The organism is Streptomyces sp. BPTC-684 (assembly GCF_030028635.1).
Taxonomy (GTDB): domain Bacteria; phylum Actinomycetota; class Actinomycetes; order Streptomycetales; family Streptomycetaceae; genus Streptomyces; species Streptomyces noboritoensis.
The window spans coordinates 2476431-2492733 of the sequence record NZ_CP124863.1 but is presented as its reverse complement, the minus strand read 5'-3'; the positions used below and the strand labels follow the sequence as shown (position 1 = coordinate 2492733).

The 16303-nt window shown below is 68.2% G+C and carries 16 protein-coding genes; 11 read left to right on the top strand and 5 right to left on the bottom strand.

Going from position 1 to position 16303, the window contains the following annotated elements; genetic code table 11:
• Positions 1–474 precede the first annotated feature (474 nt).
• Together QIY60_RS11140 and QIY60_RS11135 are read left to right on the top strand one after the other, a co-directional pair.
• Positions 475–1881, top strand: a complete 1407-nt coding sequence (locus QIY60_RS11140) for an HK97 family phage prohead protease (protein WP_283142263.1) — start codon at positions 475–477, stop codon at positions 1879–1881.
• A gap of 873 nt (positions 1882–2754) precedes the next feature.
• On the top strand, positions 2755–2991 hold the full coding sequence (locus QIY60_RS11135) for a hypothetical protein (protein ID WP_283142262.1): 237 nt from the start codon (positions 2755–2757) through the stop codon (positions 2989–2991).
• A 168-nt stretch (positions 2992–3159) separates the two neighbouring features.
• On the opposite strand, the gene QIY60_RS11130 is transcribed toward QIY60_RS11135, so the two are convergent.
• A complete protein-coding gene (locus QIY60_RS11130) occupies positions 3160–3327 on the bottom strand; it encodes a DUF397 domain-containing protein (protein ID WP_349253912.1) in 168 nt (55 codons plus the stop codon).
• 31 nt (positions 3328–3358) lie between these two features.
• Entirely contained in the window at positions 3359–4201 is an 843-nt protein-coding gene (locus QIY60_RS11125; protein ID WP_283142260.1) for a helix-turn-helix transcriptional regulator, read from the bottom strand.
• 141 nt (positions 4202–4342) lie between these two features.
• Between QIY60_RS11125 and QIY60_RS11120 the strand changes: the two genes are divergently transcribed.
• The 3 genes from QIY60_RS11120 (at position 4343) to QIY60_RS11110 (ending at position 5368) form a co-directional block, all read left to right on the top strand.
• Positions 4343–4549 (top strand): hypothetical protein, encoded by a 207-nt coding sequence (locus QIY60_RS11120; RefSeq protein WP_283142259.1) that lies wholly within the window; start codon positions 4343–4345, stop codon positions 4547–4549.
• A 59-nt stretch (positions 4550–4608) separates the two neighbouring features.
• The gene (locus tag QIY60_RS11115) at positions 4609–4833 is read left to right on the top strand and encodes a hypothetical protein (RefSeq protein WP_283142258.1); all 225 of its coding nucleotides are present in this window, start codon (positions 4609–4611) and stop codon (positions 4831–4833) included.
• 403 nt (positions 4834–5236) lie between these two features.
• Positions 5237–5368 (top strand): hypothetical protein, encoded by a 132-nt coding sequence (locus QIY60_RS11110; protein WP_283142257.1) that lies wholly within the window; start codon positions 5237–5239, stop codon positions 5366–5368.
• Positions 5369–5756: 388 nt separating this feature from the next.
• Here QIY60_RS11110 and QIY60_RS11105 read toward each other — a convergent pair whose 3' ends face one another.
• The gene (locus QIY60_RS11105) at positions 5757–6089 is read right to left on the bottom strand and encodes a YbjQ family protein (RefSeq protein WP_283142256.1); all 333 of its coding nucleotides are present in this window, start codon (positions 6087–6089) and stop codon (positions 5757–5759) included.
• A 174-nt stretch (positions 6090–6263) separates the two neighbouring features.
• On the opposite strand from QIY60_RS11105, the gene QIY60_RS11100 reads away from it, so the two are divergent.
• Positions 6264–6965, top strand: coding sequence for a VTT domain-containing protein (locus tag QIY60_RS11100; protein ID WP_283142255.1), 702 nt, complete (start codon positions 6264–6266; stop codon positions 6963–6965).
• Positions 6966–7073: 108 nt separating this feature from the next.
• On the opposite strand, the gene QIY60_RS11095 is transcribed toward QIY60_RS11100, so the two are convergent.
• Both QIY60_RS11095 and QIY60_RS11090 read right to left on the bottom strand, forming a co-directional pair.
• On the bottom strand, positions 7074–8714 hold the full coding sequence (locus tag QIY60_RS11095) for a threonine/serine exporter family protein (RefSeq protein WP_283142254.1): 1641 nt from the start codon (positions 8712–8714) through the stop codon (positions 7074–7076).
• 130 nt (positions 8715–8844) lie between these two features.
• A complete protein-coding gene (locus tag QIY60_RS11090; protein ID WP_101389400.1) occupies positions 8845–9339 on the bottom strand; it encodes an inorganic diphosphatase in 495 nt (164 codons plus the stop codon).
• A 214-nt stretch (positions 9340–9553) separates the two neighbouring features.
• On the opposite strand from QIY60_RS11090, the gene dacB reads away from it, so the two are divergent.
• The 5 genes from dacB (at position 9554) to ftsH (ending at position 16201) form a co-directional block, all read left to right on the top strand.
• Complete coding sequence (dacB, locus tag QIY60_RS11085) at positions 9554–10942, top strand: D-alanyl-D-alanine carboxypeptidase/D-alanyl-D-alanine-endopeptidase (protein ID WP_283145896.1); 1389 nt, start codon at positions 9554–9556, stop codon at positions 10940–10942.
• Positions 10943–10996: 54 nt separating this feature from the next.
• Positions 10997–12136: a zinc-dependent metalloprotease gene (locus QIY60_RS11080; RefSeq protein WP_283142253.1), complete on the top strand. Its 1140-nt coding sequence runs from the start codon at positions 10997–10999 to the stop codon at positions 12134–12136.
• A 209-nt stretch (positions 12137–12345) separates the two neighbouring features.
• Positions 12346–13407, top strand: coding sequence for a tRNA lysidine(34) synthetase TilS (gene tilS, locus QIY60_RS11075; RefSeq protein WP_283142252.1), 1062 nt, complete (start codon positions 12346–12348; stop codon positions 13405–13407).
• A gap of 45 nt (positions 13408–13452) precedes the next feature.
• Positions 13453–13992, top strand: coding sequence for a hypoxanthine phosphoribosyltransferase (gene hpt / locus QIY60_RS11070; RefSeq protein ID WP_067161225.1), 540 nt, complete (start codon positions 13453–13455; stop codon positions 13990–13992).
• Between the two features lie 181 nt (positions 13993–14173).
• Positions 14174–16201 (top strand): ATP-dependent zinc metalloprotease FtsH, encoded by a 2028-nt coding sequence (gene ftsH / locus QIY60_RS11065; RefSeq protein WP_283142251.1) that lies wholly within the window; start codon positions 14174–14176, stop codon positions 16199–16201.
• Positions 16202–16303: the final 102 nt, after the last annotated feature.

The window sequence follows — 16303 nt, the reverse complement described above, 5'->3', positions numbered from 1 at the left end:
AAGGGTGGTGGGGAGACATCAGATGCGGCCGGACGGCGCCAAGGGACGGCGTTGAGGGTGGTTGAGTGTTGGAAGTGTATGTATGAACAGCACTTCACACTCCCATTAGGAAACTCTTATGGCTAAGCCGGATCTGGCTCAGTCACGTGCACTCGACACCGGACGTCACTTCCGGCGCTGAGGGGGTTTCGACCTTCCCTCTTACTTAGGTGTGGCCAGCTAAGGCCGTATGCCTAAAGAAGTGAGAGACCGTGGAAGTCCGTACCGCCGTTCAGCCAAGTCCGTTGTCCGCAAGTCCACTAGATATCGCGATCGAGCGCCTGCTACGGGATGTACTGGCCGCAATCCGTGCGGGTGGCGTTGAGGGCCCGGACGGGTCTCCGCATCCGCTGATCGGTCTCGTGGGCCCGCTAATCGGTGCCGTGAAGACAGCGCGGACAACCGAGTACCACCGGCGTTCTGGCGGGGAGCGTCGTGGCTAAGACGGAGGTTCTTACTCGGTCTGTACCGGCGCCGGTCACACTCCGATCTCGGACGCTTTCCGGCTACGCGATCCGATTCAACGAACTGTCTGGGAACCTTGGGGGATTCCGCGAGATCATCAAGCCCGATGCATGGAACCCCGTAGGCACGCCGGATGTGGTTGCCACCTTCAACCACAACAACGATCAAATCCTTGGCCGGACGAAGGCGGGAACACTTCGGCTGATGAGGGACGCTCAGGGAATCCGGTATGAGATCGACATCCCGGATACGAGCACAGGCCGTGACGTTGCTGAGCTTGTAAGGCGTGGGGATGTCCGAGGCGCGTCGTTCACATTCCGCGTGAACCCCGGCGGCGCTTCGACTGCCGATTCACCGGACCGGGAAACCGGTCTGCCGATTCGCATCATCACATCCATGAGCGTGTTCGAACTCGGCCCGGTTCTGAATCCGGCCTATCCGACGACTACCGCCAATGCGCGGTCCAACAACAAGAATGAGGTACGAACCCTGACCACCAACGTCTCTGACAGCATGAAGAAGCAGCAAGCTGTTCGCGTGTTCGGTCACAGCTACGGGGATCTTCAGTCCCGTAGGGGCGATTGGTTTGACCTGAATGCCAATGGTGACATTGAGGCGCCGATACTGCTGTCTGCCGCTGGCAGGGGCTCACGGCTAATTGAGCGTGTACAGGCTTTCCAGTTCAGCGGACATCATGGGTATGTGCCCGTCACCCCAAAGATCACAGCCCGCATTCAGGGTCGGCGCAGCGAGCAAGCCCCGATTCCCGTGCCGATTCCGATTCCGCACGTGACTACGGTGAAGCCATCTGTGATCGTCAAAGCCGACAACGATGACCTTGTTGATATTCCGGCGACCGCTAAGGCGCTTGAATCGGCGCTTCTCGCGGCCGTTGGCGCGCGCATTGATGACGTGATCGTAAACGGCGCTTCGGACGAGGACGCGAAGGTACCCGGCATGCTTGAAGCTGGCACCACGACCCAGGTAGCCAGCCTCAGCTACGACGTGCTGGTTGATACTGTCTCGCGCGTTGAAGAGTCCGGGGGCAGTGCGGATACGATCCTTGGCAATCCTGCGACAACTGCCGCTATCCGCAAGGGTGTTGAAGGTGCTCGGCTGGCTCAACTGCCTACGCTCATAAGCCTTCCGCCGCTTGCGGACGGAACTGCGATTCTGCCCACGGGTACAGCCATCGTCGCGGATCTCGGCAGCGTTGCCGTGGCTCTGCGCGACAAGCCGGAAGTTACCCTGTCCGAGCATGAGACGGACGCGTTCTTCACTGATTCGACCCTATTTCGGGGCCGTGCTCGAATCTCCGGCGTAACGCTGGCCGACCCGGGGCGGGTCCAGATCCTCAAGGTCAAGACCAGTGGTTGAGGCATGCCTATGTGGCGTCTGCCGGAACTGCCGGAAGTCCGCGCGAGAACGGCGTGAACGACTCGGTGCAGAACTCATCGAGCGACTACTGAACAAGACGCAGACCACCGAATATGCGGGCAAAGTGCCATGCGCACTGGGCATGTGCGCCCCGGATTTCTTCCACGCGCCGAATACTGTTGAGATATTCGATGCGCTGCGGTTTCTAGCCGACGGGATAAACATCCATTCCCGAGCGTCCAGTGGAATCACGGTGGCCTGTCGCCCGTGTCTGAATTCCTTGAATAGGCGAGTACTACTGAACGAGGACTCGCGCGGCTGGACGAGTATGACGTGAACGAATCTCGGAGCGGGAGGGGTGACCGGGGAAAAAGTTCCCAACCTTGCGTGCTGGCGATCCCGGTCCCAGCAGAAAACACACGTCCGTCCCGGACAGGCAATCGCAGAGTGTCCGCTAACCAGAAAGGGACCATTTGAAGCGACGATGCCAGCACAAACCATGTGGAGCTGATCTACCGGCATCCGCCGACCCTCGTACTCGGTACTGCTCTGAGGCACACCGCAAAGCGGCTTCCCGCGCCCGCCAGGCAGCCGACCGTACGACCCCGGCGAGTCCAGTAGACGCCCCTGAGAGTGCCCCTGAGCGGTACGACGAGTTGCGGGCGGTGTGGTCGGCGCTGATCGCCCAGATCGCCCGTGACGGGGTTCTCGTGGCCGGTAGCGCCGGTGCACCTGTGGCCCACCCGGGACTCCGATTCCTGGCCCAACTCGACAACGCCTTGTCCGCGCACGAGAGGGCAACTGAGGCGGGCGACAAGGACCCGCTTGAAGTCATGCAAGCAGCGGCACGGGCAGCAATTGAGGAGCACCGGCATGGGTGAGTACTGGGGCGAGACAATTGCTGACCAAAAGCGCCGATGGGCCGACAGCTTGCCAGCCATCAGCGACGAACTACGGGAACTTGCTTGCCTGTTGGGGGACGAGAGCTACAAGACGGTCAAGGCTCATAAGGTGTGGCCCCTGTTCGAGGCGCTGTTCCGCGCTGAGACTGGCACCGATCCTGACCATGAGGCACTGAACATGATCTGTAACTGTCCAGTGCACTTCTGAACCTGCCCCCGGTTGGCTGGCCCCTCGTCGGGTCAGTCGCCGGGGGCTTTCGCCGTGTCTGGGCGCGCAAGTAATCGTGGACATCAGTACGTCAAAGTGGTTCACATACGGACGGGAGGAAGCCCCGCCACTCGAAAGGGAGAGCAACGGGGCCGGTAGGGGATGGAGTCAGTTCTTGAGGCTGTCCACGAACGCCTGCCAAGCGGCCGACGAGGGGGCGAGCTGGGGGCCGTTGGGGCGCTTTGAGTCGCGGACCGGCACGGCGTTGGGAGTGGCGGACGTGGGGGCCCACTCCACGCACTCGGCCCCCTGGCCATTGCTATACGTGCTCTTCACCCAGACCGGAACAGTCGGGGTTGAGAGGGCGTCAGGCTTCAGTTTCATCTTCATACTCTTTCAGGTACTTACGCATCAGGACCAAGCTCGCTCCGCTATCAAGAGCCCTCTCCCGTGCAATGTCGAACAGCGTCGTAAGCTCCAGAACCTCGGCCGGGTCTTCGATCGATGTTCCGGACGCAAAGGACTCGACGTAGGCGAAGGTCAGCCCGTCCCGGAGGGTGAGCAAGCTCAAGCTACCGCCCAGCAACGGGTGTACTCCATGCTTGAAGGGCAGCACTTGAACCCTCACGTTGCTGTTGGCTTCAATCGTGTCCGCTATGTGGCGAATCTGCTCCGACATGATCGCCGGGCCTCCGATGGGGCGCCGAAAGGCAGCCTCGTCCACGATGGCCCAGTAGAACGGCGGAGTCTTAGTTTCTAGAACTGCACGACGATGCATGCGCTTTGCGACCAACAGAGCAACCTTTTCAGCGTCCTTCCCCGGCATGGACTCCTTGAAGAGGGCCGAGGTGTACGTCTCGATCTGTAGGAGTCCCGGGATTACGCTGCTGTTGAAGGTCTGAATTCGGGCGGCGCGGGTTTCAACGTCCAAGACCTTCTGGCCGTACGTTGGAACCTCGCCCGACATCACCACCACGAGCAGTTCGGCCATGAGCCCATCCAGCTCGTAGAACTCATCCAGTGCCTCGGCGAGCTGAACGGACGGTAGCTGTTCACCTCGTTCAACTCGACTCAGATAGGTGTGCGGGTAGCCCACCTTTTCCCCCAGCAAGCGGAGCGACAGCCCAGAATTCCTTCGGGCCCGTGCTGCGCGACTGGCTAGCAGTGCTGCGGGTGTGGCGGGTTTCGCGTCGTCTGGCTCCAGTTCCATGCCGCGCCCTCCCCTCTCAACGTCCCAACGGCCTGTCCACTAAAGGTAGTTGGTTACAGGGTGGCGGTGTACACGCCGCGAGAACCACGCAAGCCTTGTCCCATCGGCGCTCCGCCAGGCAGCTCGTGACGAGGGGGCCGTGTGATGACCAAGCGGTACGACGAGGGCACCGTTGTGCGAGTCGGAGGCGGACGCCTCGGGCGCGTCCAGGAGTACAAAGACGGCCGGGTGATCCTGCGGGGCGTCGGCCGCCAGGACGAGGCATGGCACGCCGACCCGAAGGACCTTGAGCCTGTCGACGAGGTGGCTATGGCCGATGCCAACACCCGTAGCTGGGGGAGGACTTGAGGTGTCACACGCTTCCGTCCTTCCACCCCCACACTCACCACACCAAGAGGACCTGAACCATGCCCATGAACATGCAGGAATGGCGCGACAGCACCGCCACTGCCGACGACGCGGCCAACGTATTCCGCAGCCTGTTGCAGATGGTGGGCGCGCCGGACCGGACGATCAACAGCATCCGGGGTGCGGCTACCCATCGGGGTGCGGCTGTGGTGTACGTGGGCCACTTGCCCGCTGACGTGGTGGAGCGCCTGGCCGAGCGCGTGCGATTGGCAGTAACGCCGTGAGCTTCTTAAAGGATCTCTGCCTCGCCGCTGGCGGTGCACTCATGCTGATGATGATCAGCGGAACCACAGGCGCGTATGTCGCCATGGCATTCGCGTCCCGCTGACACCCCGAACCCCCGCGCGGAGTCACGAGCAAGAACCCGACCGCGCGGTATGGCCCGACCCATGGCGTCGGCTCGTTCGCGGGCGCTGTCGGGCCAGCGACGGGCCCCCCGGCCGTATTCCCACCCCACGGCACGGTCGGGGACCCGTTGTCCCACAGATTCTGCCCCTGCCAAGCCCGACCCACCTGATTGCCTCGGGACCCACGGCAGGGGCGGGTAAGCCCCCGTTCCTTGAGGGAGCGGACGGTACAACCCGGCTTCACCAGAACGCCGGACACCCATCCAAGGAAAGAGGCAGCATGAGGGCACAGCTAGGAACCTTATGGAACGGCAACGGCAACGGGGACGACGACAACCAGGGCAACAGCCCCGGCGACCCCGGCAACCCCGTCCCGTCGCCTGAAGACGACCCCACTACTCCCCCCGAGTAGATCAATTGGAGGGGCTATGCACGACGACAAGACCGCTCTTGACACCGCGCGGCGTATCGCCGAAGACGAGTGGTTGGAAACTGCCGATCCGAGGGACGTGGCCAAGTGCCCCGTTCACAGCGGGGTTTACATGGTGAGGATGCCCGCCTACGGGCCGGTGCAGTGGTTCAAGTGTCGTCTGTGTGGGCCGGGTGTGAAGCATCGTCGCCCGCCCGTGTAATCGCCCCGCCTAACGCCTCGCCTCCCTACCTTCCACCGTGGCAGAGGGGCGGGGCTCTTTCATGTCTGCGTTCAACAGTGCCGGACAAGTGCGGGTGAGGCTGTACCCCGAGGTCAGGTAGGGGGCATAGAGGATGACGGGCTGAGGTCTGGTGTGCATCACCCCAGGTCAGCTACCATGCGTATGTGCGCATGTGGCCTCGGTGACGTCGAACCGCATCATGAGGACGGCGTTCGCCCCACGCGCGCGTGCCTGCTCGACGAGGCGCTCCATCGCCTGGTTCCGGGTCTGCACGAGCGTCTTCGTCAGCCCCTTCAGCTCGCCGCCGATCATGGACTTCAGCCCGGCGCCGATCTGGCTGCCCAGGTGGCGCGAGCGGACGGTCAGGCCGAAGACCTCGCCGATGACCTGCTGGACCTGATAGCCGGGGACGTCGTTCGTCGTCACGACCAGTACGTCGGACTGCGCGCCCTGCCCGCCGCCGTATTCCTCGATGCCCATCGCGCCCACCTCCTGGAGGATCCTGGGACCCAGCTTCGTACCCGCCCGGGCACAGCGCATCCCCAGGAACCCGGTGGAACCTGGACCGGGCCGAACGCGTTGATAGCTTTGGCCCCGTCAACGCGCGCTTACGCGCCCCCTTGCCCCCACCCCTGACCCAGGAGCCCGGAACCCGTGACCAACCTCGCACTCGGTCCGAGCTGGCTGGACCCCGACCAGCTGCTGTCGTCCTTCGGCCTGACCGGTCTGCTGGTGATCGTCTTCGCCGAGTCCGGCCTGCTCATCGGCTTCTTCCTGCCGGGCGACTCGCTCCTGTTCACCACCGGTCTGCTGGTCACCGCCGACAAGATCGACACCCCGCTGTGGCTGGTCTGCCTACTGGTCGTGGCCGCTGCCGTGATCGGCGACCAGGTGGGCTACCTCTTCGGCCGCAAGGTCGGACCCTCGCTCTTCAACCGGCCGGACTCCAAGCTCTTCAAGCAGGAGAACGTGGAGAAGGCCCACGAGTTCTTCGAGAAGTACGGACCGAAGTCGCTGGTCCTCGCCCGGTTCGTGCCGATCGTGCGGACGTTCACGCCGATCATCGCGGGCGTGAGCCGGATGAACTACCGCTCGTTCATCACGTACAACGTGATCGGTGGCACGCTGTGGGGCGCGGGCGTCACCCTGCTCGGCGCGGCGCTCGGCAACGTCGAGTTCGTGCACAAGAACATCGAGCTGATGCTGGTCGCGATCGTGCTCGTCTCGGTGGTCCCGATCGCGATCGAGTTCCTGCGGGCCCGCTCCAAGGCGAAGAAGGCGGGCCCGGGCGCGTCCGGCCCGTCGGGTCCGGCCACCCCCCAGCCCCCGCAGCGCAGGCGCCACGCCAAGCGCTAGGCGCTCCGCGCTGCCCGGTCTTCGGCTGCGGGACGGTGGGGGCTGGTCGCGCAGTTCCCCGCGCCCCTGAAGAGGCAACACGCCCCTGCAGGGCGCCACAGGCTCTGGCTAGAACCCCCGCGTCCTCTTCGCCGCCTTACGGGCCGCCCCCGGCGCCTTGAGGAACATCCGGGACACCTCGCTCCCGAGGTTCACCCCGATCGCGATGGCCATCGCCAGCGCCGCCGCCTTGGCGATGTTGGCGAGCCCCTGGTCCCGGTGGTTCTGGGCGATCGCGAGCACGCCGAAGTACGTGGCGCTACCCGGCAGCAGCGGCCCGATCGCCGCCGTCACGTACGGCAGCGCCGAGGTGTTGCGGTAGCGCGCGACCAACTGCCCGAACAGGCCGACAAGACCCGCCGCCACCGCCGTCGCCATGATGGGTGAGCCCTTCGCGGTGACCGCGATCGACGCGTAGATCACCCAGGCGATCCCGCCGTTCACCGTCGCGATCCACACGGTGGACCGTTCCTGCTGGAGCAGGACGGCGAAGGTCAGGCACAGCGCCATCGAGGCCAGGGTCTGCACGACGGGCCGCTCGATGGGGCTCAGCGCCCCCTCCGGGTTCAGCTTGGCGTCGACCTGGAGCCCCCCGTACAGCACGGTGAGCACGCCGATCACAATCGCCACGAAGAAGTACGTGACCTCAAGCAGGCGGGCCGACGCGGTGATGTAGAAGCCGGTCAGGCCGTCTTGCACGGCGGCTACCAGCGCCCGCCCCGGGATCAGGGCGAAGAGCCCACCGGTGATCACCGCCGAGGGCCGCAGGTCCCAGCCGAGGAGGCTGAGCGCCACGCCCATCGCGGCGGGCGGCATCGCCGCCACCACGAACTGGTAGAACTCGGGCAGTCCGCGCGCCGCGCAGAGCCAGGCCAGCCGGTCGCCGAGGATGGCGCCGGCCGCGGCCACCAGGAACACCGTGACGCCGCCGCCCACCAGCACCGAGGCCGCCCCGGCGAGCCCGCCCGCGGCCATGGTGAGGACCCAGCCGGGGTACGGGTGCCGGTTGCGGCGGATCTCCGCGAGCCGGCGGTAGGCCTCTTCGAGGGTGACGTCGTGGTCGGGGCTGGTCATGTCCGTGACGAGCCGGTGCACGGCCGCCAGACGCGTGTAGTCGGTGCCCCGGCGGCGTACCGTCCGGTTCGCCGTGACCGGGTCGTCCACCAGCGACGGCTGGTGGGTGATGGAGAGCAGGGTGAAGGTCACCGTCGGCTCGCAGCGGTCCAGGCCGTAACTGCGGCAGATCGCGAACATCGCCGCCTCGACGTCCTCCGCGCCCTCGCCGCCCGCCAGCAGCAGCTCGCCGATGCGCAGCGTCAGGTCGAGCACGCGCGGCACGGCGGGCCCGGCCTCGTCGGCCTTCGGGGCCGTCTCCGGCACTGGCCGCTCACCTACCGGCATCCGCAGCATGGTGCGCATCCGGTCCTGCCAGGGCGCGTCCTTGGAGAGCCGCACCAGCGGCAGCCCGGCCGTGGTGACCGTCGCGGCCGGAGCCTCGCGGGCCGAGTAGGTGCGGGGCGGCGCGAAGGCGGAGGCGGGCTGTTCGACGGCCGGCTCGGGCTCCGGCACCCCGGCCGGCAGCGCGAACTCGGAGGTCGGCGCGTCCTCCTCGGGGGGCCCGGGCTGCTCCACCCCGTCGGGAGCCGCGAAGGCACTGCGCGCCTCGTCCGAGGGCGGCTTGCGCTCCTCCGGCTCCTGCTGCTCAGCCACCCCTTACCTCCCTCCGGTCCCTTCCGTACGCATACGTGTGCCCAGTATGTGGGCGATCATCAAGTCGTACGACAACGGGCGGCGCACCCCGGAAGGTGCACCGCCCGTCGTCGTACGGGGTGAGAACGCGTCAGTGCGCGCCGCCCTGCGCCTCAAGGCGCTTGTAGGAGGCCTTGATCTCTTCCTCGGCCTCGGCGCGGCCGACCCAGTTGGCGCCCTCGACGGACTTGCCGGGCTCCAGGTCCTTGTAGACCTCGAAGAAGTGCTGGATCTCCAGGCGGTCGAACTCCGACACGTGGTGGATGTCGCGCAGGTGCTCGACGCGCGGGTCGGACGCCGGCACGCAGAGCAGCTTGTCGTCGCCGCCCGCCTCGTCGGTCATACGGAACATGCCGATGGCGCGGCAGCGGATCAGGCAGCCCGGGAAGGTCGGCTCGTCCAGGATGACCAGCGCGTCCAGCGGGTCGCCGTCCTCGCCGAGGGTGTTCTCGACGAAGCCGTAGTCCGCCGGGTAGCTGGTCGAGGTGAAGAGCCGACGGTCCAGGCGGATCCGGCCGGTCTCGTGGTCCACCTCGTACTTGTTCCGCGAACCCTTCGGGATCTCGATGGTGACGTCGAACTCCACGGGTGGCTCTCCTCAGTGATCAGCACATGCTTGGGACGGTTCCTGCGCCCCCCGGGCCGGGCCCGGGACACTCAGCCGGACGGGGCCGCCGGTGCTGACCCGGAGTGCCATGTTCGCGGCAAGACGCAGTTCTGGTGATTAAGTGTCCCTCACGCAGGTGTGTGATCGCGAAAGGGGCTGGTCCTCGGTGCCGGGACCCAAGACTTGGCAGGTCATGGCGGGTGCGGCCGCGGTCGGCCTGGCGGTGGCGGCCGGAGCGGTGGCCACGGCCGGTCCCTGGGACTCCGGTCAGCGTACGGCCGAGCGCGACCGGGCAGCGGCCGCTCGTCGGACAGGTGGCGCACATCACCTGGGCGCGCCCCCCGCACCGGCGCCCGCGCCCAGCGCAAGGGGCGTGCTCGCCGCGCTGAGCGCCCCCGCGAACGCCCCCGCGGACACCGCGCTCGACCAGGTCCTCGGCCCCCTGCTCGCCGCGCCCGGCCTCGGCCCGCAGCCCGCCGCCGCCGTGTACGACACGGCCACCGGCAAGCAGCTTTACGGGCAGCGCGCGGACACCGCCATGACGCCCGCCTCCACCGTCAAGATCGCCACCGCCGTCGCCGCCCTGTCGGCGCTCGGCCCCGACCACCGCATCCCCACCACCGTCGTCGCCCCCGCCACCGGCAACCTGCTCACCCTCGTCGGCGGCGGCGACCCCACCCTCGGCAAGGACGGCCTGCGCGCCCTGGCCGACGCCACCGCCCGCGCCCTGCGCACCCGGGGCTTCACCGACGCGGCCCTCACGTACGACCTCTCCCGCTACCGCGGCCCCGAGCTGCACCCCATCGGCCCCAACGAGAACATCGCGCCCGTCGTCGCCCTCATGACCGACGAGGGACGCACCGACGGCAGCGACAGCGGGCCCGCCCCGCGCACCGGGGACCCGGCGGGCGACACCGCCCGTACGTTCGCCTCGCTGCTGCGCGAGCGCGGCATCACCCTCACGGGCGCGCCCGGGCCCGGAAAGGCCCCGCAGGGCGCCACCGAGCTCGCCCGCACCCTCTCCGCGCCGCTCTCGGACCTGGTCGAGCGGATGCTGACCAACAGCGACAACGACCTCGCCGAGGCGCTCGCCCGCCAGACCGCCACCGCCGCCGGGATCCCCGCCGACTTCGACGGGGCCGCCAAGGCCGTCGCCGACCGGCTCGCCGCGCTCGGCCTGCCCCAGACCGCCGGCGCCCGGTTCGCCGACGGCAGCGGCCTCAGCCGCGACGACCGGGTCAGCGCCCAGCTCCTGACCCTGCTGCTCGCCCGCGCCGCCGACCCCGCCCACCCGGAGCTGCGCCCCGTCCTCACCGGCCTGCCGGTCGCCGGGTTCACCGGCACCCTGCGCGGCCGCTACGGGGCCGCCTCCTCGGGCACCGGCCTCGTCCGCGCCAAGACCGGCACCCTCTCCGGCGTCAACACGCTCGCGGGCACCGTCGTGGACGCCGACGGCCACCTGCTCACCTTCGCCTTCCTCGCCGCCGACACCCCCGGCCCCGACCCGGCCCAGCACGCCCTCGACAAGCTCGCCGAGCAACTCGCCCGCTGCGGCTGCCACACCGCGCGCCCCGCCTCGTAACCGCCAGGCTTCAACCCTCCTCCTCTGGAGGAGGGGACAACGTACGGTTGACGCATGACAGGCATCGGTGGTGCTGCTTCTGCTGGGATGGTCGACTGGAACCTCGCGGTGGCGACCGCGACCCGACTGGTGAGGCCGGGCCCCGACGTGAGCCGGGACGAGGCGCGCGCCGTCGTCGCCGAGCTGCGTCGGCACGCCAAGGCCTCGGAGGAACACGTACGGGCGTTCACCCGGATGATCCCGGAGAGCGTGCGGCCCGCCGACACACCCGTCCTCGTGGTCGACCGCGCGGGCTGGGTCAAGGCCAACGTGGCCGGATTCCGGGAACTCCTGAAGCCGCTGCTCGACAAGATGCAGGAGCGCCGGGGCAGCAGCCCGGGCGGCGCCGTGCTCGGCGCGGTCGGCGGCAAGGTCACCGGCGTGGAGCTCGGGATGCTGCTCAGCTTCCTGTCCTCGCGCGTCCTCGGGCAGTACGAGACGTTCGCGCCCCCCACCCGCGAGCTCCCGGCCGGGGAGAACGGCGGCGGCCGCCTCCTCCTGGTCGCCCCCAACATCGTCCACGTGGAGCGCGAGCTCGACGTCGACCCGCACGACTTCCGGCTCTGGGTGTGCCTGCACGAGGAGACCCACCGCACCCAGTTCACCGGCGTGCCCTGGCTGCGCGACCACCTGGAGGGCGAAATCCAGTCATTCCTCGGCGAGACCGACGTCGACCCGATGACCGTCCTTGAGCGGCTGCGCGAGGCCGCCCAGTCGCTCAGCGGAAGCCGCCCCGAGGGCGAGGAGGGCGACAGCGGCCGCTCCCTGGTCGAGCTGGTGCAGACCCCCGCCCAGCGCGAGATCCTCAGCCGCCTCACCGCCGTGATGTCGCTGCTCGAAGGCCACGCGGACTTCGTGATGGACGGCGTCGGGCCGCAGGTCGTGCCCTCGGTGGCCGAGATCCGCGAGAAGTTCCAGCAGCGCCGCGCCAAGGGCGCCTCCCGCCTCGACCTCGCCCTGCGCAAACTGCTCGGCCTGGACGCGAAGCTGCGCCAGTACCGCGACGGCGAGCGGTTCGTACGGGCCGTCGTCGACCAGGTCGGCATGGACGGCTTCAACCGGGTGTGGACCTCGCCCAACACGCTCCCCACCAAGGCGGAGATCGCCAAACCGGCGGACTGGGTCGCGCGGGTGCACCGCAGGACGGAGGGCTGACCCCGCGAGCGCCGACCGCACCCACGTACCCGGGGCCCACACGTGTCCCCCGGAAATGCGCAGGATCACCCATCCGAGGGACCGTAGGGCATGGGTAGGCGTGCAATGCTCGGGTATCGGCTCGGTTCTGTCACCATCTACGCACTCTGTGTGACCGATCTTTTCCCTCGTCCCGAGGCACCCCCCAACTTCACCGAAGGGCACCGGACATGGGTCCCCATCCTGCGGTCGCGGCGATACGCCTGGCGGTCCGCCGCGTACTCCACGACGTACTGCACGACGCGCTCGTCCTCAGCGACGGCCGCACCCCACCCCCCGACTCCACCCCCCGCGACACCGCGCGCGAGGGCGACGCCCCCGGCCCCCTGGTCCTCGTCGCCTGCTCGGGCGGTGCCGACTCCATGGCGCTCGCCTCCGCCCTCGCCTTCGAATCCCGCAAGCTCTCCGTCCGCGCCGGCGCCGTCACCGTCGACCACGGCCTGCAGCCCGGCTCCGACCAGCGCGCCGCCGAGGTCGCCGCCCGGCTCACCGCGATGGGGCTCGACCCGGTCGAGGCCGTCGCCGTGAAGGTGGGCCGCGACGGCGGCCCCGAAGCCGCCGCCCGGGACGCCCGCTACGCCGCCCTGGACGCCGCCGCCGAGCGCCACGGCGCCGCCGCGATCCTGCTCGGCCACACCCGCGACGACCAGGCGGAGACGGTCCTGCTCGGCCTCGCCCGCGGCTCCGGCACCCGCTCCCTGTCCGGCATGGCCGCCGTCTCCGGCAGCCACGGCCGCTACCGCCGCCCCTTCCTCCAGATCGACCGGCACACCGCCCGCAAGGCCTGCCTGGTCCAGTCGCTGCCCGTCTGGGACGACCCGCACAACGCCGACCCCGCCTACACCCGCTCCCGGCTGCGCCACGAAGGGCTGCCCGCCCTGGAGAAGGCCCTCGGCAAGGGCGTCGTGGAGGCCCTGGCGCGCACCGCCGAGCTCTCCCGCGACGACGCCGACGCCCTGGACGCCTGGGCCGCCGAGGCCGACCCGTCCGTACGGGACGAGGCCGGCGAGCTGCTGTGCGGAAAGCTCTACGCGCTGCCCGCCGCGGTCCGCCGCCGGGTGCTGCGCAAGGCCCTCATCCACGCCGGTTCCCCCGCCGGCTCGCTCTTCGCCCGCCACGTCGAGGAGGTCGACCGCCTCATCACGAGCTGGCGCGGCCAGCGGGCCATCAGCCTCCCCGGGCGCGTCGAGGCACGTCGGCAGGGTGGCAGACTGGTCATCCGGCAGAGCTGAGCTCACGTACGTACAACGAAAGTGGCCCGGGTGAACGAGAAGGACATGGGCACCGACCTCCAGTCGGTGCTCATCACCAAGGAAGAGATCGACGCCAAGCTGGCCGAGCTGGCCGCGAAGATCGACGCGGAGTACGCGGGCAAGGACCTCCTGATCGTCGGCGTCCTCAAGGGTGCCGTGATGGTCATGGCGGACCTGGCGCGCGCGCTGTCCACCCCGGTCACCATGGACTGGATGGCCGTCTCCTCCTACGGCGCGGGCACCCAGTCCTCCGGCGTCGTCCGCATCCTCAAGGACCTCGACACCGACATCAAGGGCAAGCACGTCCTGATCGTCGAGGACATCATCGACTCCGGCCTCACGCTGTCCTGGCTGCTCTCCAACCTCGGATCCCGCGAGCCCGCCTCTCTCGAGGTCTGCACGCTGCTCCGTAAGCCTGACGCCGCGAAGGTCGCGATCGACGTGAAGTGGATCGGATTCGACATTCCGAATGAATTCGTCGTCGGATACGGTCTCGACTACGCCGAGAAGTACCGCAATCTCCCCTTTGTCGGGACCCTCGCTCCGCACGTCTACGGCGGCTGAGCCGGGAACCCGGTCGGGAACCCAGAGCCCCCTTCCCGCGTTGGAGTTGGGGAAGGCGGGTTTGCCAGCCGTCCCTTGCGGCCGCGGGTGACAATGCTGGGGTACCGTCCGAAGAACACTCTTTACTCACAGCAGCATTTACCTACGGGCAGGAGGGACGGGGCGTTCTCGCTCCGTATGGATGGACGTGAAGCGATACTTCCGTGGGCCGGTCATGTGGATCGTGCTGGCCGTCCTCGCCGTGGTCGTGTTGATGCAGGTCGTCGGCTCGTCGGGCGGCTACAAGACGGTGGACACCTCTGAGGTCGTCCAGGCGATCGACAAGAACCAGGTAGACCAAGCCAAGATCACCACCGGCGACGAGTCGGTCATCAAGGTCGATCTCAAGGACGGCCAGAAGGTCAAGGGCGCCGGCAAGATCCAGGCGAGCTACATCGGCGACGCCCAGGGCACCAGCCTGGCCAACAAGCTGCAGGGCAAGTTCGACAGCGGAGACCTCACCAAGGGCTACACGGTCTCCCCCTCGAAGCAGAACCCGATCGTGGGGATCCTGCTCTCGCTGCTCCCCTTCGTCCTCATCGTCGTCGTCTTCCTGTTCCTGATGAACCAGATGCAGGGCGGCGGCTCCCGGGTCATGAACTTCGGGAAGTCCAAGGCCAAGCTCATCACCAAGGACACCCCGAAGACGACGTTCGCCGACGTGGCGGGCGCGGACGAGGCCGTCGAGGAGCTCCACGAGATCAAGGAGTTCCTCCAGGAGCCGGCGAAGTTCCAGGCCGTCGGCGCCAAGATCCCCAAGGGCGTGCTGCTCTACGGCCCGCCCGGCACCGGCAAGACCCTCCTCGCGCGCGCCGTCGCGGGCGAGGCCGGCGTCCCCTTCTACTCGATCTCCGGCTCCGACTTCGTCGAGATGTTCGTCGGCGTCGGCGCCTCCCGCGTCCGCGACCTCTTCGAGCAGGCCAAGGCGAACGCCCCGGCGATCGTCTTCGTCGACGAGATCGACGCCGTCGGCCGGCACCGCGGCGCGGGCCTCGGCGGCGGCCACGACGAGCGCGAGCAGACGCTCAACCAGCTGCTCGTCGAGATGGACGGCTTCGACGTCAAGGGCGGCGTCATCCTGATCGCCGCCACCAACCGGCCCGACATCCTCGACCCGGCCCTCCTGCGCCCCGGCCGCTTCGACCGCCAGATCGCGGTCGACCGCCCGGACATGCAGGGCCGTCTGGAGATCCTCAAGGTCCACCAGAAGGGCAAGCCGGTCGCCCCGGACGTCGACCTCGCGGCCGTCGCCCGGCGCACCCCCGGCTTCACCGGCGCCGACCTGTCGAACGTGCTGAACGAAGCGGCGCTCCTCACGGCGCGCAGCAACCAGAAGCTGATCGACAACAACATGCTGGACGAGGCGATCGACCGCGTCGTGGCGGGCCCGCAGAAGCGGACCCGGATCATGTCCGACAAGGAGAAGAAGATCACCGCGTACCACGAGGGCGGACACGCCCTGGTCGCGGCCGCTTCCCCGAACTCGGACCCGGTCCACAAGATCACGATCCTGTCGCGCGGCCGGGCCCTCGGCTACACGATGGTCCTGCCGGACGAGGACAAGTACTCGACCACGCGCAACGAGATGCTCGACCAGCTCGCCTACATGCTGGGCGGGCGCGCGGCCGAGGAGCTCGTCTTCCACGACCCGACCACGGGCGCGGCGAACGACATCGAGAAGGCCACGGCCACCGCCCGCGCGATGGTCACGCAGTACGGCATGACCGAGCGGCTCGGCGCGATCAAGTTCGGCGGCGACAACACGGAGCCGTTCCTGGGCCGTGAGATGGCGCACCAGCGCGACTACTCGGAAGAGGTCGCGGCGCTCGTCGACGAAGAGGTCAAGAAGCTCATCGAGACGGCGCACAACGAGGCCTGGGAGATCCTCGTCGAGAACCGCGACGTCCTCGACAACCTGGTCCTCCAGCTCCTGGAGAAGGAGACGCTGGGCAAGGAGCAGATCGCCGAGATCTTCGCCCCCATCGTCCGGCGCCCCGCGCGCCCGGCCTGGACGGGCTCGTCGCGGCGTACGCCGTCGACCCGCCCCCCGGTCCTGTCGCCCAGGGAACTGGCCCTGACCAACGGCGTTTCCACCGCCAACGGCGCGGCACCGACCGACTCGGTCCCGGCCGAGCAGCTCCCGGGCGTGGAAGACCGCCCCGAGAGCTGACCTCCGGTTCCTCGGACCCGGAATGCACGCCGCGCCCCCCAGGTTTTAGCCTGTGGGGGCGCGGCGCTGTCGTACGCCCAAGCACACGAACGAGGAACGAGG